The 18,929-nt window shown below is 74.5% G+C and carries 14 protein-coding genes; 10 read left to right on the plus strand and 4 right to left on the minus strand.

All coding sequences use genetic code 11. The features are described from left to right. Positions 1-13: 13 nt before the first annotated feature. Positions 14-1,294, minus strand: coding sequence for an MFS transporter (locus J2S63_RS03645; RefSeq protein ID WP_310298736.1), 1,281 nt, complete (start codon positions 1,292-1,294; stop codon positions 14-16). Further along, positions 1,291-4,002, minus strand: coding sequence for a bifunctional acetate--CoA ligase family protein/GNAT family N-acetyltransferase (locus J2S63_RS03650; RefSeq protein WP_310298739.1), 2,712 nt, complete (start codon positions 4,000-4,002; stop codon positions 1,291-1,293). Before J2S63_RS03650 ends, J2S63_RS03645 begins: the two co-directional genes overlap by 4 nt. 88 nt (positions 4,003-4,090) lie before the next feature. Between J2S63_RS03650 and J2S63_RS03655 the strand changes: the two genes are divergently transcribed. Genes J2S63_RS03655 through J2S63_RS03680 form a run of 6 tightly spaced genes read left to right on the plus strand, consistent with a single transcriptional unit; the run spans position 4,091 to position 14,385 of the window. Then, positions 4,091-7,654, plus strand: a complete 3,564-nt coding sequence (locus J2S63_RS03655; RefSeq protein WP_310298741.1) for an adenylate/guanylate cyclase domain-containing protein — start codon at positions 4,091-4,093, stop codon at positions 7,652-7,654. Between the two features lie 34 nt (positions 7,655-7,688). Next, entirely contained in the window at positions 7,689-10,145 is a 2,457-nt protein-coding gene (locus tag J2S63_RS03660; RefSeq protein WP_310298743.1) for a DNA gyrase/topoisomerase IV subunit A, read from the plus strand. Beyond that, a complete protein-coding gene (locus J2S63_RS03665) occupies positions 10,142-10,966 on the plus strand; it encodes an LppX_LprAFG lipoprotein (protein ID WP_310298745.1) in 825 nt (274 codons plus the stop codon). Before J2S63_RS03660 ends, J2S63_RS03665 begins: the two co-directional genes overlap by 4 nt. Beyond that, positions 10,963-12,714, plus strand: a complete 1,752-nt coding sequence (locus J2S63_RS03670; RefSeq protein ID WP_310298747.1) for an MFS transporter — start codon at positions 10,963-10,965, stop codon at positions 12,712-12,714. The genes J2S63_RS03665 and J2S63_RS03670 overlap by 4 nt, the downstream gene beginning before the upstream one ends. 46 nt (positions 12,715-12,760) lie before the next feature. Next, positions 12,761-13,471: an LppX_LprAFG lipoprotein gene (locus tag J2S63_RS03675; protein WP_310298749.1), complete on the plus strand. Its 711-nt coding sequence runs from the start codon at positions 12,761-12,763 to the stop codon at positions 13,469-13,471. Further along, a complete protein-coding gene (locus J2S63_RS03680) occupies positions 13,468-14,385 on the plus strand; it encodes a ferredoxin family protein (RefSeq protein WP_310298751.1) in 918 nt (305 codons plus the stop codon). The genes J2S63_RS03675 and J2S63_RS03680 overlap by 4 nt, the downstream gene beginning before the upstream one ends. Here J2S63_RS03680 and J2S63_RS03685 read toward each other — a convergent pair. Both J2S63_RS03685 and J2S63_RS03690 read right to left on the minus strand, forming a co-directional pair. Next, positions 14,370-15,233 (minus strand): alpha/beta hydrolase, encoded by an 864-nt coding sequence (locus J2S63_RS03685; protein ID WP_310298753.1) that lies wholly within the window; start codon positions 15,231-15,233, stop codon positions 14,370-14,372. The two genes, J2S63_RS03680 and J2S63_RS03685, sit on opposite strands and share 16 nt — an antisense overlap. Further along, complete coding sequence (locus J2S63_RS03690; RefSeq protein WP_310298755.1) at positions 15,230-16,135, minus strand: alpha/beta hydrolase; 906 nt, start codon at positions 16,133-16,135, stop codon at positions 15,230-15,232. The genes J2S63_RS03685 and J2S63_RS03690 overlap by 4 nt, the downstream gene beginning before the upstream one ends. Before the next feature lie 39 nt (positions 16,136-16,174). On the opposite strand from J2S63_RS03690, the gene J2S63_RS03695 reads away from it, so the two are divergent. The 4 genes from J2S63_RS03695 to J2S63_RS03710 all read left to right on the plus strand — a co-directional run bounded on the left by J2S63_RS03695 (position 16,175) and on the right by J2S63_RS03710 (position 18,929). Next, on the plus strand, positions 16,175-16,678 hold the full coding sequence (locus J2S63_RS03695) for a beta-class carbonic anhydrase (protein ID WP_310298757.1): 504 nt from the start codon (positions 16,175-16,177) through the stop codon (positions 16,676-16,678). Positions 16,679-16,826: 148 nt separating this feature from the next. Continuing rightward, entirely contained in the window at positions 16,827-17,369 is a 543-nt protein-coding gene (locus J2S63_RS03700) for a hypothetical protein (RefSeq protein WP_310298759.1), read from the plus strand. A 19-nt stretch (positions 17,370-17,388) separates the two neighbouring features. Beyond that, complete coding sequence (locus J2S63_RS03705) at positions 17,389-18,429, plus strand: COG1361 family protein (protein ID WP_310298761.1); 1,041 nt, start codon at positions 17,389-17,391, stop codon at positions 18,427-18,429. Further along, entirely contained in the window at positions 18,426-18,929 is a 504-nt protein-coding gene (locus J2S63_RS03710; protein ID WP_310298763.1) for a hypothetical protein, read from the plus strand. Before J2S63_RS03705 ends, J2S63_RS03710 begins: the two co-directional genes overlap by 4 nt.

Consider the following 18,929-nt stretch of genomic DNA (forward strand, 5'->3'; position numbering starts at 1 on the left):
GCGGGTCAGTCTGTCACGGGCCCGAGCCCGGTCCGCCGACCCTCACGGACGGCGCCGCGACCCCGTCCTGGGCGTCGGTGAGGTGGCGGTGCAGGTCGAGGAGGAGCACCGCGGCCGCGAGGGACCCGCCGACCGTCACGACCACCCAGAGCGCCGCGAGCCCGTGGCCGATGAGCAGGCCGGCGATGGCCGGGCCCAGCACCATCGCGACCGTCCACGTGCTCGACCCGAGCGCGTCGTAGTGGCCACGCAGGTGCCCCGGCGCGAGGTCGTTGACCAGGACCGGGTGCACCGGCGAGAACAGCGTCTCCCCCAGCCCGAACACCGCGAGGCCCACCACCATCAGCACGACCGCCGGTGCGGTCGCGAGCAGCCCGCCCACCGCCACCAGCGTCCACGAGACCGCCCACACCGCCGCGCACGCGGCCAGGACGCGGCTGCGGCGGCGTCCGCGGACGACCCGCAGCGCCACCATCTGGCCGCCGACGATCGCAGCGGTGTTGGCGGCGAACGCCGGTCCCAGCACCCACACGGGCAGGTCGGCGACCTCGACGACGTACGCCGCGAAGCCGGACTCGACCTGCGCGTAGCCGAAGGTGAGGAGCAGCAGCACCGTCAGCGCGACCCGGCGCAGCGTCGCGTCGGCGAGCATCTCGCGCCACCCGGCGAGCGTGAGGCGGTCCCGGTCGACCGGCACCCGGCCGGTGGCGGGTGGCAGGGACAGCACGATCGCGGCGAAGCCGAGGAAGGTCAGGCCGTCGAGGAGGTAGAGCACCTCGAAGGTGCGGGGCCGGCCGACGTCGACCAGCGTCGCACTGACCAGGCCGCCCACGCCGAGACCGGCGTTGAGCAGCATGAAGTTGAGCCCGACCACGTGCTCCCGCAGGGCGGCGGGGACCAGGCGCGGGATCATCGAGCTCGACGCGGGCCACATCCAGGCGTGGCCGAGCGCGACCGCACCCGTCACCAGGAACGCCCCCCGGACGGTCTGCACCTGCGACAGCAGGGCCGTGCCGACCGCCTCGACCAGCAGGGCGCCGACCAGCACGGGCCGCGCGCCGAGCCGGTCGACGAGCGCGCCGCACAGCGGTGTCGTGACCAGCCCGACCACGCCCATCCCGGCCAGCACCAGCCCGACGGTCGCGGTCGGGAGGTCGCGGACCTTCGCGAGGTAGACGAAGAGGAAGGGCAGCGTCAGCCCGCTGCCGACCGCGGTCAGCGCGACCCCGAGGAAGTAGCGGCGCACGACGGGGTCGAGCCGGCCCAGGAGCAGCCGGTCCCAGGCGGTGCTCACCCGGGCAGGGTGTCCGGCAGCGGCTCGGCCAGACGGCGCACGAACCAGTCGGAGCGGGCGTCGGTCGCGGGCTCGACCCGCGCCTCGGCCGACAGCACCGAGGCACCGTGGGGCCCGGCCATCACCAGCGACAGGTCGAGGGAGCGCACCTCGGGCAGGTCGTTCTTGAGCCGCGCCACGCGCAGGACGAGGTCCTCGACCGCGGTCAGTTCGACCGGCTCGCTGCCGCGGTAGCCGAGCAGCAGCGGCGCCGCCTTGATCTCCCGCACCATCTCGGCGGCGTCCTGCCGGTGCAGCGGCGGGATCCGGAACACCGTGTCGCCGAGCAGGTCGCTGACGAAGCCCGCCATGCCGAAGGAGACGACGGGCCCGAAGAGCGGGTCCTCCACGCCCTTGACCGAGAGGGAGACCCCGGCCGGCGCACGGCGCTGCACCACGAACCCCGGCTCGGTGCCGGGCGCGAGGACGGACTGCGTCATCGTCCGCCAGGCGTCGCGCATCTCCTCCTCGTTGTCGATGTTGCGCCACACGTGGGCCAGGTCGGGCCGCTGCCGCAGGTGCTCGGCGGTCGACTTGAGGATGACGTCCCAGCCCAGCTCGGCCCCCGCCGCCACGGCCTGCTCCTCGTCGGCGACCGGGAGGCGACGCCACAGCTGGACGCCGTACGCCGCGAGGAGGTCGTGCAGCTCGGCGTCGGTCAGCGCGCGGCCGTCGTAGGCCTGCGACAGCGCGCGGGTCACGACGGTCCGGCCCGCGACGAGGTCGACCTCGTCGTCGGGCTCCGGCTCGGCCTCCGGGCGGGCCAGCCACTCGGCGTACGACGCGGCGTGGGCGAGCGCGACGACCGCTGCCGCGGGCGAGGAGTACGACGGCACCGAGCCCCGGCCGGCCGAGGAGCCGGTGGCGTCGGGGACGCGCAGCAGCTCGGGCACGCCCTCGGCGGCGAGGAACGAGGAGACGACGGGCTTGTCGGACTGCTCCCCCACGACGGCGAGGACGTTGGCGACCTCGGTGCCGCTGGTGTCGACCGGCGGGAGGTAGACGGCCAGCACGGCGTCGATCTCGGGGTCGTCGAGGGCCTCGTCGAGCGCGTGCTCGAACGCGCCGGCGTCGGCGTCGGGACGCAGGTCGCCGACCCACCTCGCCTCCAGCCCGGTCGCGACCGCGGCGTCGTTGGCGAGCAGGGCGAGGGCGTCGGAGTTGCTGACCACGCCGAGGCGACGCCCGCGCGGCAGCGGCTGGTGGGCCAGGAGCTGGGCGACGTCGAACATCTCGTCGATGGAGTCGACCTGGATCACGCCGGCCTGGCGGAACATCGCGTCCACCGCGACCGGCCCGACCTCGGAGCTGCGGACGGTGTGGCCCATCGGGACGCCCTGGGTAGTGCGGCCGGACTTCACCACGATCACGGGCTTGCGGCGCGAGACCCGGCGGGAGATGCGGCTGAACTTGCGCGGGTTGCCCAGCGACTCGAGGTAGAGCAGGACGACCTCGGTGGAGTCGTCCTCCTCCCAGTACTGCAGCAGGTCGTTGCCGGACACGTCGGCGCGGTTGCCCGCGGAGACGAAGGTGGAGAGGCCCAGCCCGCGGCGGGAGACGTTCTCCAGGATCGCGACGCCGAGCGCGCCCGACTGGCAGAAGAAGCCCGCACGGCCCCGCGGCGGCATCAGCGGCGACAGCGACGCGTTGAGCTGGAGGTCGGTGGCGGTGTTGATCACGCCCAGGCAGTTGGGCCCGATGAGGCGCAGGCCGTAGGTGCGGCACAGCCGCAGCACCCGCCGCTGCAGCGCGCGGCCCTCGCGGCCGGACTCGGCGAAGCCGGAGGAGACCACCACGACCCCGCGGACGCCCTTGTGGGCGCAGTCGAGGATCACGTCGGGCACGGCGTCGGCGGGCACCGCGATGACGGCGATCTCCACCTCGTCGGGGATGTCGGTCACCGAGGCGTACGCCGGCATGCCGGCCACGCTCCCGGCCGCCGGGTTGACGACGTACACCCGCCCCTGGAAGTCGCCGAGCACGATGTTGCGCACGAGCATCCGGCCGACCGTGTCCTCGCGCCGCGAGGCGCCGATCACCGCGACGCTGCGGGCACCGAGGAAGTGCTGGACGGACGCGGTGTCGGCACGGTGCTCGCGGGCGAGCATCACCCCGACCGAGGTCTCGGTGGCGTCGATCGCGAACCGCATGGCCACCACGCCGTCCTCGAAGCCGCCCTTGACCTCGTAGCCGGCGTCGCGGAAGACCTGCAGCATCCCGGTGTTGTCGGGCAGCACCTCGGCGACGAACTCCTCGATCGCCAGCTCCCGCCCGATCTGGGCGAGGTGCTCCAGGAGCAGCTGCCCGATGCCGCGGTGGTGGTGGCGGTCCTGCACGAGGAACGCGACCTCGGCCCGGGGGCGCGGTCCGTCGATGCGCTCGAACTGGCCCACCGCGATCATCTTCTCCGCGACCTCGGCGACGAGCGCGACCTTGTGGTCGTGGTCGACGTCGACGAAGCGGCTGACCTCGCGCTCCGACAGGGTCGGCATCGCGGCGAAGAACCGGTAGTACTTCGACCGCGGGGACACCTCGGCGTAGAACTCCTGGAGCAGCTCCACGTCGTCGCGGCCGATCGGCCGGAGGTGGGCTGTGCCCCCGTCCCGCAGGACGACGTCGGCCTCCCAGTGCGCGGGGTACGTCGCTGCCCCATCCAGGTCCACGTCCACGCGGCCAATCTAACGGGAGCCGACACTGCTGACGGGAGCACCGGCCGGTGGTTCAATCGGCGCAGCGGCATGGATCGAGGTGGTCGCGGTGACCGGATGTGCGGGCTGCGGCATACAGCTGGCCGACGGGGCGCGGTTCTGCCCCGCGTGCGGCACGCCCGTCGCCCGGGCCTGCGCCTCGTGCGGCGCGACCCTCGTGGCGCCGTACCGCTTCTGCATGGAGTGCGGGACGCCCCAGGCCGGGGCCCCGCCCGCAGCGGTGCCGGACGGGGTCAGCACGACGACCCGGCGGCAGGCCTCGGTCCTCTTCGCCGACCTCGTCGGCTTCACCACGCTGTCGGAGTCGCGCGACACCGAGGACGTCCGCGACCTGCTGAGCCGCTACTTCGAGGAGTGCCGCGCGGTCATCGGGAGGTACGGCGGCCAGGTCGAGAAGTTCATCGGCGACGCGGTCATGGCCGTGTGGGGCGCCGACGTCTCCCACGAGGACGACGCCGAGCGCGCCGTGCGCGCGGGCCTCGAGCTGGTCGCGACCGTCGCGGGCTTCGCGGAGGACGTGGGCGCGCCCGACCTCGCGCTGCGGGTCGGGGTGGTCACCGACCAGGTCGCGGTCGACGTCGGCGCGGTCGCCCAGGGAGGCCAGGGCATGGTGGCCGGCGACCCGGTCAACACCGCCGCCCGCGTGCAGGCGGCCGCGAGCCCCGGCTCGGTCTGGGTCGACGAGACGACCCGGAGGCTCACCAGCGCGGCGGTGGCCTACGCCGACACCGGGCTGCACGAGCTCAAGGGCAAGGCCGAGCCCGTGCGTCTCCACGCGGCGACCGCGGTCGTCGCCGCGATCGGGGGTGCCCAGCGCGCCGACGGCCTCGAGGCGCCTCTCGTGGGCCGCGCCCGGGAGCTGCGCGTGGTCAAGGAGCTCTTCCACTCCGCCGAGGAGACCCGCTCCCCCGTGCTGGTCGTGGTGGCCGGTGAGGCCGGGGTCGGCAAGACCAGGCTGGGCTGGGAGTTCGAGAAGTACGTCGACGGCCTGAGCCTCACCACGCGCTGGCACTCCGGCCGCTGCCTGTCCTACGGCGAGGGCGTGTCCTTCTACGCCCTGGCCGAGGCGGTCCGCGGCCGCCTGCTCACCCTCGTCGACCCCGACGAGCCCCAGCCGACCGAGCAGACGTTGGTCGAGCGCGCGGTGGCCAGGTGGGTCCCCACCGAGGAGCGCGACTGGATGCGCGCACGCCTCGCAGCCCTGCTGGGGCAGGGATCTGCGGGGACCGGGCTGACCAAGGAGGACCTGTTCATCGCCTGGGCGGCGTTCTTCCGCCACGTCGGCGACGGGGACTCGGTCACCCTGGTGGTCGACGACGCGCAGCACGCCGACGACGGCCTGCTCGCGTTCGTCGAGTACCTCCTCACCACCGTCGACTTCCCGCTCTTCGTCGTGCTCATGACGCGCCCCGACCTGCTGGCCCGCGCCCACGACGTGGTGACCCACCCCCGCGCGCACCTGGTCAACCTGCCCACCCTCGGCACCGACGACATGGTCGCGCTGGTCGACGGCCTCGTGCCCGGGCTGCCGGCGCGCTTGCGCGCCCAGCTGGTCGAGCGGGCCGAGGGCATCCCGTTGTACGCCGTGGAGACCGTCCGCGCCCTCGTGGACCGCGACCTCGTCATCCCCCGGGACGGTGTCTACGCCCCGGTGGACCCGTCGACCGCCGACACGCTCGACCTCGAGTCGCTCGGCGTCCCGGCGTCACTGCACGCCATGGTCGCGGCACGCCTCGACCGGCTGACGGTCGAGCAGCGGACCGTGGTCGAGCGCGCGTCGGTCCTCGGCCTGTCCTTCACCCCCGACGCCGTCGTGGCGCTCTGCTCCGACGCCGGGCTCGAGCGCGCCACCACGGAGGCCGCCCTCACGGCCCTCGTCCGGTCCCAGGTCCTCGCCCGCGAGACCAGCCGGCTCTCCTCCGAGCAGGGCAACTTCAGGTTCGTGCAGGCGATCGTGCGGCAGGTCGCCTACGACACCCTGTCCCGCCGCGACCGCAAGCGCCTGCACCTCGCCGCCGTCGCCCACCTCGAGTCGCACGGCCTGGACGGCGACGACACGGCCGCCGTACGCGCGCAGCACCACCTCGAGGCGCTGGCTGCGTCCGGGGCCGACGACGCGGACGCGGCGATGCTGCGGTCCTCTGCGGTCGACCTGCTGGTGCTCGCCGCCGACCGCGCGGTGAAGGTCGGAGCACCCGGCGAGGCGATGCGCCACGTCGCCGCGGCCCTCGACCTCCTGCCCGACGACGCGACCTCCTCACCTGCCGACGCCGACGTCGTCCGGCGTCGCGCCGAGCTCCACCTGCGCACCGCCGCGGCCGCCTCGGTCGTCGGTGACCTGGAGGCGGTCTCCCGGCACGGTCGTCGCTCGATCGAGCTCTTCGAGCTCCTCGACGACTCGGTCGGGGCCGCCCTCGCCGCGACCGAGGTCGCCACCGGTCTCGGCAAGGAGGGCGACGACCGGGCAGGGGCGGCGCTGGGGGAGGAGTGGTGGGACCGGCTGCAGTCGCTGCCGGACTCCGCGCGCGTGCCGGAGGCTCGCCTGGGACTGAGCTTCGCCATCTCGATGGACCTCACGCCGCGGGAAGCGCTGTGGACGGGACTGACGTGGCGACTCGTCCACTGCGAGCGCACGGCTCACCACGCGGAGCTGTCCAAGACCCTCGCGCGCATGGCGATGCTCAGCTCCCGCCTCGGTGCCGGCAGTCACGCCCACGACCTCTTCGCCTCGGCCGTGCGGCACGCGCGCATGGGTCACGACCCCCGCTCGCTCGCCTACCTCCTGGCCAACCTCGCCGGCCAGGACTGCACCTACGACCTGCCGGCCGCGACGGAGCGCGCCACCGAGGCGGTGGAGGTGGCCCGGCGTTGCGGCGACCGCTTCATGGTCGAGCTCGCCGAGGCCAACCTCGCCATCGCCGCCTGGTCGGCCGGGGCGTGGGACCTGACGCGGCTCGAGGACGCCCCCGTCGGGCTGCTGGCTGCCATCGGGGTGCTCGTGCACGTGGCGACCGGACGACCGACGGACGGGAGCTCGCCCCCGCCGATCCCGGCCGAGACGTCCCGTCAGATCTGGGCCACGTTCGCCCACGCGTTGTGGCACGAGTGGGAGGGCCGTCCGGAGGAGTGCCTCGCCCAGGCCAGGGAGGTGGTGGCGCTGCACCTGGACTGGATCGGTGTCGAGGACGACTTCGTGCACTTCTTCGCGCACCTCGCCCGCCTGGCCTGGAGCGTCGGTGACGACGAGACCCTCGGCTGGCTCGTGCAGCCGGTCGACGGGGCAGGGGATGCCGTCCCGCTCGGCCTGCGCGCCCATCGGCGGCACGTCGCCGGCCTCGTGGCGGACCGCGACGGAGAGATCGAGGCCGCGGAGGCGGCGTACGGCGAGGCGATCGAGCTGTTCGGTCGGTGGGGCGCCATACCCGCCGAGGCGCGGGCGCACGCCGACCTCGGGGTGCTGCTCACCAGGCTCGGCCGGGGCGAGGAGGCGGGCCCGCACCTGACACAGGCACGCGAGGTCTTCGACCGTCTGGGTGCAGCTGCCTGGGCCGCCGAGCTCGACGCCGCTCTCGGCTCCCCGGCAGCGTCTGACCCCGTCCCGGCGAGCCCCTGACCGGACTGGGGGTGGGGCCGGAGAGAATGCCCCAATGGCCCGCCGCAGCACACGCTCCGCTCCGCTCCCCGAGGACTTCGAGGAGCACATCGTCGACATCGACGTGGGCGACGAGATGCGGTCGAGCTTCCTGGAGTACGCCTACTCCGTCATCTACTCCCGCGCCCTTCCCGACGCCCGCGACGGGCTCAAGCCGGTGCAGCGCCGGATCCTCTACACGATGAACGACATGGGTCTGCGGCCCGACCGCGGCCACGTCAAGTCGGCCCGCGTGGTCGGCGAGGTGATGGGTCGCCTCCACCCCCACGGCGACGGCGCGATCTACGACGCCCTGGTGCGCATGGCGCAGCCGTGGTCGATGCGGCTGCCGATGATCGACGGCCACGGCAACTTCGGCAGCCCTGACGACTCCCCGGCGGCCATGCGCTACACCGAGTGCCGCATGGCGCCGCCCGCCTCGGCGATGACGGGGTCGATCGAGGAGAACACGGTCGACTTCAAGCCCAACTACGACAGCCGCGAGGAGGAGCCGACGGTCCTGCCGTCGGCGATCCCCAACCTGCTGGTCAACGGCGCGTCCGGCATCGCCGTCGGCATGGCCACCAACATGGCGCCGCACAACCTGGTCGAGGTGGTGCAGGCACTCCGCCACCTGATCACCCACCCGGCCGCCGACCTCGACGCGCTGATGCGGTTCGTGCCCGGGCCCGACCTGCCGACCGGCGGCAAGATCATCGGGCTGGACGGCATCCGCGACGCCTACGAGACCGGCCGCGGCTCGTTCAAGATGCAGGCCACCACCCGCATCGAGAGCGTCACCCCGCGCCGCAAGGGCATCGTCGTGACCGAGCTGCCCTACGGCGTCGGCCCGGAGCGCGTGATCGAGAAGATCAAGCAGCTCGCCCAGTCCAAGAAGCTCCAGGGCGTCGCCGACATCAAGGACCTCACCGACCGCGAGCACGGCCTGCGCCTGGTGATCGAGGTCAAGAACGGCTTCAACCCCGAGGCGATCCTGGCCCAGCTGCTCAAGCAGACCCCGATGGAGGACTCCTTCGGGATCAACAACGTCGCGCTCGTCGACGGCCAGCCCCGCACCCTGGGGCTCAAGGCGCTGCTCGAGGTCTTCCTCGACCACCGCTTCACCGTCGTACGCCGGCGCTCGCAGTTCCGGCGCGACAAGGCCGCCGACCGGCTGCACCTCGTCGAGGGGCTGCTCGTCGCGATCCTCGACATCGACGAGGTCATCCAGCTGATCCGCGGCAGCGACAACTCCGGGGAGGCCAAGGAGCGCCTCATGACGGTCTTCGACCTGACCGACCCCCAGGCGACCTACATCCTCGACATGCAGCTGCGCCGGCTGACCAAGTTCTCCCGCATCGAGCTGGAGAACGAGAAGTCCGAGCTGCTGCAGACCATCGAGGCGCTCGACCAGATCCTCGGCGACGACGCCCAGCTGCGCCGGGTGGTCTCCGACGAGCTGGCCGAGGTGGCCAAGGCCTACGGCACCCCGCGTCGCACCGTCCTGCTCGCCTCCGCCGGCCAGACCGCGGTGAGCGCGGTGCCGCTCGAGGTCGCCGACGACCCGTGCTTCGTCCACCTCTCCTCCGCCGGTCTGCTCGCCCGCACCAGCGACGCCGAGCCGCCGGGCCCCGTCGGGGACCGCGCCACCCATGACGTCGTCGTCTCCACGGTGCGCACGACCGCCAGGGGCCAGGTCGGCGCGCTGACGACGACCGGCCGGCTGCTGCGCCTCGACGTGCTCGACCTGCCGACCATCCCCCCGACCGCGGGGTCGCCGCACCTGCAGGGCGGCCAGCCGGTCGAGTCGTTCCTCGTGCTCGAGGGCGCCGAGCGGGTGGTCGGGCTGTGCGCGCTGCGCGAGGACGGCCCCGGCCTGGCGCTGGGCACCGCCCAGGGCGTGGTGAAGCGGGTCAACCCCGAGGTGCTCAACCGCGACGCCTGGGAGGTCGTGCGCCTCGCCGACGGCGACGAGGTGGTGGGCATCGTCGAGCTGGCCGACGGCGAGGAGGAGCTGGTGTTCGTCTCCAGCGACGCCCAGCTGCTGCACTTCCCGGCCTCGGCGGTGCGCCCGCAGGGTCGCTCCGGGGGCGGCATGGCCGGCATCCGCCTCGCCGCGGGCGCCAGGGTGGTCTTCTTCGGCGCGATCCGCATCGAGGACGCCGTCGTGGTGACGATCTCCGGGTCCTCCAGCGCGCTCCCCGGCACCGAGGTCGGCGCGGTCAAGGTGACGCCCTTCTCGGAGTACCCCCCCAAGGGCCGCGCCACCGGCGGCGTCCGCTGCCACCGGTTCCTCAAGGGCGAGGACGCGCTGCTGCTCGCCTGGGCCGGCGCCCAGCCGATGGCCGCCGCCGCCTCCGGCCAGCCGGTGGACCTGCCCGCCCCCGACGGCCGCCGCGACGGCTCGGGCGTGCCCGGCAGCCAGCCGGTCGCCGCGGTCGCCTCCCCGCCCTGTGTCAGGGTGACGGCATGACCTCTCCCCGGTCCCGCGCCGCCCGGCCGAGCGGACGCTCGGCCGCCCGGCCGAGCGGACGCTCGGCCGCCCGGCCGAGCGGACGCTCGGCCGCCCGCTCACCCGGACGCTCGGCCGCCCGCTCACCCGGACGCCGCGCCGGCGTGCTGCTCGCCGTCGTCGTCCTGGCCACCGGGCTGGCCGCGTGCGGCGGGGGCAAGGACGGCGGCGGGGGCGACGACCCGACCAAGGTGCTGGCTGCCGCCAAGCAGCAGCTCGACGACACCCCCGGGGTGCGGCTCTCCCTGCGCACCAAGGCGTTGCCCGAGGGGGTGGACGGCATCCTCGACGCCACCGGCGTGGGCACCCACGCGCCGGCGTTCAAGGGCGAGATCAAGGTGCTGTTCAACGGCCTCAGCGCGACCGTGCCGATCGTCGCCGTGGGCGGCAAGGTCTACGCCAAGCTGCCCTTCAGCGGCAACGGGTTCGATCCGATCAACCCCGACGACTACGGCGCCCCCGACCCGGCGGGCCTGCTCGACCCCGACACGGGGGTCGCCACCTGGCTCACGGCGGCCACCGGCGTCGAGAAGGGCAAGCAGTCCCGCAACGGCAAGCAGGTCCTCACCGACTACACCGGCACGGTGCCCGGTGAGGCCGTCGCCGCGGTCATCCCCAGCGCCAACAAGGCGGCCGGGTTCCCCGCGACGTTCTCCCTCGACGGCGACGGGCGCCTGGTGAGCGCCGACATCACCGGGCCGTTCTACACCGGCAAGGAGCCGGTCGCCTACACGCTCGGCCTCAGCGACTACGGCACCGACCAGGAGATCACCGCGCCGTGACGTCGACCGGCGTCGACCGCACCCAGCGGGTCCTGCTCGGTCTCGCCGCCGTCGCGGTGATGTTCGCCGCCGCGGACACCTACGTCGTCGTGCTGGCCCTGCCGGACATGATGGCCTCGGCCGGGCTGTCGGCCGACGAGCTGCAGCGTGCGGCCCCGATCATCTCCGGCTTCCTGCTCGGCTACGTCGCCGTGCTCCCCCTCATCGGCCGCGTCGCCGACCTCCGCGGACGGGTGCCGGTGCTGGTGGGCTGCCTGGTCCTCTTCGCGGTCGGATCGCTGGTGACCGCCGTCGCCTACGACCTGCCCTCGATGGTGACCGGCCGCGTGCTTCAGGGGGTCGGCGGCGGCGGGCTGCTCCCGGCCACGCTGGCCCTGGTGGCCGACCTCTACCCGCCGCGCGAGCGGGGCGTGCCGCTCGGGATCGTCGGCGGCATCCAGGAGCTGGGCAACGTCCTCGGTCCCCTCTACGGCGCGCTGGTGCTCAGCGTCGGCTCGTGGCGCGGCATCTTCTGGCTCAACCTCGCGGTGGCGCTGGTGCTCGCCGCGGTGGTCCGCAGCCGCGGTCCGCGCACGAGCACCACCGGCACGCCCGACCCGGTCGGGGTCGGCCTCGCCCTGCTGGGCCTGGGCTGCCTCGTGCTCGTCATGGCCCCGCCCGACCGGCTGGCCACCGACGTGACGTGGGGGCTGGCCGTCGTACCCCTGGTCGGGGAGTCGCGCTGGCTCTCGCCGCTCGCGCTTGCCACCGTCGCGCTCGCGGTGCTCTTCGTCGCGCGGCTCCTCACCGCCCGCCGCCCGCTGGTCGACCTCGGCTCCTGGCGCGGCACCCTGCGCGAGGTCGACGTCTGGGGCTCCCTCCTGCTCGCCGTCGCCCTCGGCGCAGTGATCCTCGCCTTCGCCACCTCCGACCCGCAGGTGCAGGTGTTCTCCCCCGCCGGCCCCTACCTGCTCCTCCTCGGCGCGGCCGCCGGCGCCGGCTTCTGGTGGCGCAACCGCCGTGCCGAGCACCCGCTGGTGCCGCGGGGAGCGATCGCACGCACCCCCGCGTGGGGGGCGATGGTGGTGAGCTTCTTCGTCGGCGCGGCCCTCATCGCCGCGCTCGTCGACATCCCGGTGTTCGCCCGGGTGACCGTCTACAACGACTCCCAGCTCCTTGCCGCGCTCGTGCTGGTGCGCTTCCTCGTCGGGCTGCCGCTGGGGGCGCTCGCCGGCGGTCTGCTGACCCACCGCTTCCCCGCCGGGCCGGTGACGGCGGTGGGCATGGCCGCCTCCGCCTACGGCTTCTGGGCGATGTCGCGGTGGTCCTTCGACGCGTTGGAGGGCCCGTGGGCCACGGTGCCGCTGCTGCTCGCCGGCTTCGGCGTCGGGCTCGCGATGGCGCCGACCAACGCCTCGCTGCTGGCCACCACGACCGAGTCCTCCCACGGCGTGAGCAGCGCGCTGCTCGTCGTCTCCCGCAGCGTGGGCAAGCTGGTCGGCCTCAGCGTGCTCACCAGCGTCGGGCTGCGCGCCTACTACGCCGGCCAGACCGGCCTGCCCGCACCCATGGACGTGTGCGGCGAGGGGGTCAGCCGGTGCACGGCCTACTCCCGCCTGCTCCAGGACGCCGGCCTGGTGCAGCTGCACACGATCTTCCTCGGCGCGATGGTGTGCTCCGTCGTCGCGGGACTCGTCGCGCTCGTGGTCTTCCGCGGTGCCGACACCCAGCACGTGCAGGCCGCGGCGTTCGAGGGTGCGACCGGGTGAGGAGTCAGGGGCTGTCCCGTCTCCCGTCGCGTGACAGGGTGTGCGCATGAACACCGGGGGAACCACGCGCCGCCGCCTGCTCGCCGCCACCACGCTCGTCCTTGTCGTCCCGCTCGCGCTGTCGGCCTGCACCGGCGGCTCCGACAAGGGCACCACCACCGGCCCCCAGGCCGGCGACGGCCCGCTCGCCGCGGCCCAGCAGAAGCTGCTCGACACCAGCGGTGTCGACCTCACGCTCACGGCGAGCAAGCTGCCCCGCGGCGTCGACGGCGTACGCCGTCTGAGCGGCACCCTGACCGCCGCACCGGCCTTCAAGGGCAAGGTCGGCGTGCGGGTCAACGACCTGACCGCCACCCTGCCGATGGTCGCGGTCGACGGGGCCGTCTACGCCCAGCTGCCGTTCACCGACTCCTACGCCGAGATCGACCCGGCCGCCTACGGCGCCCCCGACCCGGCAGAGCTGCTCGACCCCGAGCACGGGCTCGCCGGCTGGCTGGGCGAGACCCAGGGGCCGCAGAAGAGCGACGACGGCAAGGTCGTCACCGGCACGATCCCCGGGCAGGTCGTGGCCGGCGCCGTCCCGTCCGCCGCGGCGGGCGGCACCTTCCAGGCCGAGTGGCACCTCGACGGCGACGGCCTGCTCGAGGACGCGACGATCACCGGCCCGTTCTACGGCAAGGCCAAGGACGTCACCTACGCCCTCGACCTGGGCGAGTACGACCTCTCCCCCGACATCACGGACCCCACCCAGAAGTGACCGAGCCCCAGCCGCGCTGCAGCACCGCCTCCGTCGCCGTCGGCGAGCCCACCGAGGGCACCGCACCGCACGCCGTCGGGTGGCTGGTCCTCGAGCAGCCCGGCCCCTGGGGCGCCAAGGCCTTCACCGCCAGCCGCCTCGACCCGGCCCTCGGCGCCCGCATCGAGGCGGCGTGCGCGACGACCACCCGGCCGGTCCGCCCTGTCCTGGTCCGCCGGCCCGACGGCACCTCCGGGGACTCGCGGACGCTCCTGCTCGCGCACACCACGCCCGGGACCGGCTGGCTGCTCGGGGCGCAGGTCGACGCCGCCGCGCTGGGCGACCTGCCGTGGGAGGCGCTGGCCGTCGCGGTCGCCACCGGCGACGCCGACCTCGTGCGCCGGGAGGTCCCCGGCTGCGTGCCGGTCCCGCCGCTGCTCCTCGTGTGCACCAACGGCAAGCGCGATCGCTGCTGCGCGATCGAGGGCCGCCCGGTCGCCCTCCACGTCGCCGCGGCCCACCCCGGCCGGGTCTGGGAGACCACGCACCTCGGGGGGCACCGGTTCGCCCCGACCGCGGCCGTGCTCCCCTCCGGGTCGGTCCACGGCCGGTTGTCCACGGCCACCGCCGCCGCCCTGCTCCATGCCGCAGACCACGGGAAGGTCCTCCTCGACGGGACCCGTGGCCGCAGCACCTGGGCGCCTCCTGCCCAGGCCGCGGAGGCCGCCGTACGCCGGGAGGTGGGTGAGCACGACGCCGACGCCCTCCACGTGGAGGGCGAGCGAGAGGTGGTCATGGTCCGGCACCGCGACGGCCGGGCGTGGACGGTGGAGGTGACCCGCGAGGAGCGGGCCGACGAGCGGCCGGAGTCGTGCGGCAAGGCCGCCCTGCCCGTGGCGGCGTGGGTCGCCGGGGTGCCTCAGCCCGCGAGGTGACGCAGGGTGAAGTCGAGCAGGCCGGGCACGTAGGTCCGCCAGTAGCGCGCCTCGTGGGCCCCCGGGCCGCCGTGGAGCTCCACGTCCACCCCGGCCCTGCGCAGCCCCTCGACCAGGTCGTCGTCGACCGGCCGGTAGGGGTCGCCCGCACCGACGTTGACCTGCACCGGCACGCCGACCAGCCGCTCGGGGTGGCCGAGCACGTCGTCGGCCGAGGTCGGCTCGTCGCGGTGCACCGCCGGGCTCAGCGTGGCCACGGAGGTCGCGGGCACCAGGTCGAGACCGGCGAGCCGCAGCACGCCGTAGCCGCCCATGGACCAGCCGGCCAGCGCAGGTCGCTCCACGTCGAGCCCGCGCCGCGCCAGCAGCGGCAGCAGCTCGTCGGCGACCATGCGGCCGGCGTCGGCGCCGGAGGGCTCGGGCCGCCAGTAGCCCGTGCCGCCGTCGACGGTGGCGATCGCGAAGGGCCGGGCCCCGCCGGCGACGGCCGCCGAGGCGTAGCGGTCGAGGCCCAGGTCGGTGAACGCCGTCGTGTGGTCGCCGCCCCGGCCGTGCAGGACGACGAGCACGGGCAGCGCGGCGTCGGTGGGCGTCCCGTGCGGGTAGGCCACCGTCCATCCCGTCGCCGTGCCACGGCGGGCCGCGGAGTCGAAGCTCCCGCTGACCAGCTCGCCGCGGGGGCCCTCGGGGAACGGCGTCCCCTCGCCGTTGCCGATCAGCTCGTGCAACCGGGCCCGGCCCGGGAGGCGGTCCTCCTCGACCAGCTCGCCGAGCACGAGCCCCGCCGCGGCCAGCCCGACCACTCCCCCGCCGGCGCGGAGGAGGGCGCGGCGCGACAGCCCGCTCACGCGGTGAGGTGCCTCGCGGTGAAGCGCAGCAGGCCGGGCACGAAGGTGCGCCAGAACCGCTGCGTGTGGCCCCCGGGCCCGGTGTGCACCTCGGGACGGACCCCCTGGGCCCGCAGCGCGGCGACGTACTGCCGGTCGACCCGCCAGAACAGGTCGCCCCGTCCCACGCTGACCTGCACCGGCATCCCGCGCAGCCGCTGGGGGTTGCGCAGCACGTCGTCGGCGTCCTCCGCGTAGTGCAGCGCCGGGGCGAAGGTCGCGACCGACCGCACCGGCAGCAGGCCGAGCCCCGCGATCCGCAGCGAGCCGTAGCCGCCCATCGACCAGCCGCCGAGCGACATCGTCGCGGTGTCGAGACCGTGCTCGGCGAGGAGCGGGACGAACTCGTCGACCACCATGCGGCTGGCGTCGCTGCCGTCGGGGGCCGGCTTCCAGTAGTCGCGGCCGCCGTCGACCGACGCGATCGCGAACGGCGGCAGGTCGTGGCGCACGGCCTGGGTGAGGAAGCGGTCCATGCCGAGGCCCTCGAAGGCCGCGGTGTGGTCGCTGGCGTGGCCGTGCAGCATCACCAGCACGGGGAGCGGCGTGCCGCGCTCGATGCCGTGGGGCCAGCAGATCGTCCAGCCGGTCTGCGCGCCGAGACGGGCCGGGGACGCGAACGACCCGGAGACCAGGGTGCCGCGGGGCACGTCGGGGATGGGCAGCGTGCCACCGTTGCGGCCGAGCACGGCGCGGAGCACGTCGCCGCCGGGCAGGAGCCCGCCCTCCACGGCCAGCCCCGCGCCCAGCGCGCCGGCACCGGCGACCCCGGCGCCGGCCAGGAAGGTACGCCGGGTGGTGCGCACGGCGAGCGGTGCCGGGTCCACCGGCGCGTGCGCGTGTGACGATCCCCCCATGGTCATGGGCGCAGGATAGGTCCCCGGCTGGATAACCTCATGAGCATGACCGAGTCTGCTTCCTTCGACGACCTGCTCGCCGCCAACCGCACCTTCGCCGAGACCTTCGACCTGCAGGGCTTCGACGGCGTCGCCCACGCCGGCGTCGCCATCGTGACCTGCATGGACTCCCGCATCGACCCGCTGCGCATGCTCGGGCTGAAGGCGGGCGACGCCAAGATCCTGCGCAACCCGGGAGGCCGCGTCACCGACGCCGCTCTCGAGGCGCTGGTGCTGGCCACGCACCTGCTCAACGTCGACCGGATCCTGGTGGTGCCCCACACCCGCTGCGCGGTGGCCTCCAACGACGAGGACGAGCTGCGTCGCCGCGTCGAGGAGTCCGCTGGGGTGGACGCCACCTGGCAGAGCTTCCACGTCATCCAGGACCAGCTCGCGACCCTCGCCCAGGACGTCCACCGGGTCACCTCGCACCCGCTGGTCCGCGACTCGGTGAAGGTCGGCGGGTTCCTCTACGACGTCGACTCGGGCCTGCTCACCCAGCACGTCTGAACCTCGCCGGGCCGAAGTTGGTCAGTTGGCCTAGACCGGTGACCACATTTCCGCCGGTTCCTGTCCGCTTCAGGCCTTAGGTCCTGTCTCCTTTCGGGTAGTCGGAGCGAGTTGGGAGTGCTCGCCCCGCCGACCCTGGGAGACCACCATGACGATCCGTCGTACCCGTCGTACCCGTCGAGCCGCCCTCGCGGCCGCCGCCACCGGTCTCGTCGGCCTCGCGACGGTCGGGGTCCACGCCCCGGCCGAGGCCGCCGACACCACGACCACCTTCACCATCACCGCCGCCGGCGGCCTGTCGATCAGCGCGCCGACGAGCGTCAGCCTCGGCTCGGTGACCTCCGGCACCACGTCGGTCAGCGGGAGCCTCGGCGCGGTCACCGTGACCGACCAGCGGGGGCTCATCCTCGGCAACTGGACCGCCACGGCGTCCAGCACGAGCTTCGCGCACAGCACCGACTCGACCTACGACATCGGCAGCGCCCAGGCGGTCTACGCCACGGGGTCGGTGTCGGGCGACGGGGGCGCCGCGGTCGGCGCGGGCGGCTCGCTGGCCGCCCCGGTGGTCGCCGCGACACGCCTGGGCGCGGGCAACAACACCGTGACCTGGAACCCGACGGTCACCGTGACGCTCCCGACCACCGCGGTCGTCGGCACCTACACCGCCACAATCACCCACTCGGTGAGCTGAGGCGCCCTACCGTGGGGGCGTGACCGCACGTCGTCTGCTCGCCCTGGGCGCGCTGGTGCTCGCGCTCGCGCCGACGCTGGGGCCCACCGCCGCGCACGCGGCGGCGGACGGCTCGATCGAGATCCAGCTGCTCGAGGCCCCCGAGTCGCGGCGCGACGACCCGCGCGCCCTGGCCTACATCGTCGACCACCTCCACCCCGGGGACACGATCGAGCGCGACTTCGCGGTCACCAACCACACCGACCGGCGGCAGCGCGTCCGGCTCTACGCCGGGCCGGCCGAGATCCGCGACGGCCAGTTCATCGGCGACGAGGCCGGCACGAGCAACGAGCTCACCTCCTGGGTCTCGGTCAGCCGGTCCCGGGTGCGGCTCGCCCCCGGCGAGACCACCGAGCAGACCGTGCGCGTCGAGGTGCCGCCCGACGCCGCGCGGGGCGAGCGCTACGCCGTGCTGTGGGCGGCGGTGCGCTCCCACGGAGGCGGAGACGTGCGCCTGGTCAACCGGGTCGGCATCCGCCTCTACCTCGACGTGGGTCGAGGCGGCGAGCCCCCGTCGGACTTCTCGGTCGACGAGATCGTCCCCGGCCGCAACGCCTCGGGCCAGCCCACCCTGACCGCGCAGGTGACCAACACCGGTGAGCGCGCCATCGACGTCCGGGGCGAGGTGCGGCTGCGCCGCGGGCCGGGCGGGCTCAGTGCCGGGCCCTTCGAGGTGGCCAGCGGGGCGACCCTCGCACCCGGCGACCGGGGCAGCGTCGCCATCGCGCTCGACAAGTCGCTGCCGGCCGGACCGTGGCGGGCGAAGTTCCTGCTCCGCAGCGGTCGCGTCGTGCACCGCGCCGCCGCGACGGTCACGTTCCCCACCTCCGGCACCGGCGCCGCGGTGACGCCCCGTGACGCCGACCCGACCGACGCGGCGTCCGGCACGGGCAGCCCGTGGACCGACCCCTGGGTGATCGGCACGGTCACGGTCGGGCTGGGCCTGCTCCTGGCGCTGCTCCTGCTGCGCCGGCGCAGGCGGGTCGCCGCCGCTCCCCCGGCCCCGGGCGGGGGCCCGTGACCCGGCTGCTCCCCGTGGCCGTCCTCGGGGCCGTGGCCGTCCTCACCACCGCGACCCCGGCCGACGCCCTGTCGATCACGGCTCCGGGCCCGACCGACCTCGGCACCACCCAGAGCGGCGGCACGCTCACCGCCCAGCTCGGTCCGGTCACCGTCAGCTCCAACGTCGCGCTCGCCACCGGGTGGGTCGCGACGGTCTCCCTCTCGGGGGCGTTCACCGTCATCCAGGCCGGCCGGACGGCGACCTTCCCCGCCTCACGGGTGCAGTACTGGTCCGGGAGCGCCACCGCGCTCACCGGCCTCACCGTCGGGCTGTGCACGCCGGGCCAGGCCACGTCCCTGCTCGCGCAGACCCTGACGAGCCCGCGCACGGCGTACACCTGTCCGGCGATCGTCGCGCTGAGCTCCTCGCTGACCTGGCGGCCGACGCTGGTGGTCACCACGCAGGGCAGCGACCCGGTCGGGACCTACAGCGGGACGATCACCCACTCCGTGGCCTGA

This window comes from Nocardioides marmoribigeumensis (genome assembly GCF_031458325.1).
GTDB lineage: Bacteria > Actinomycetota > Actinomycetes > Propionibacteriales > Nocardioidaceae > Marmoricola_A > Marmoricola_A marmoribigeumensis.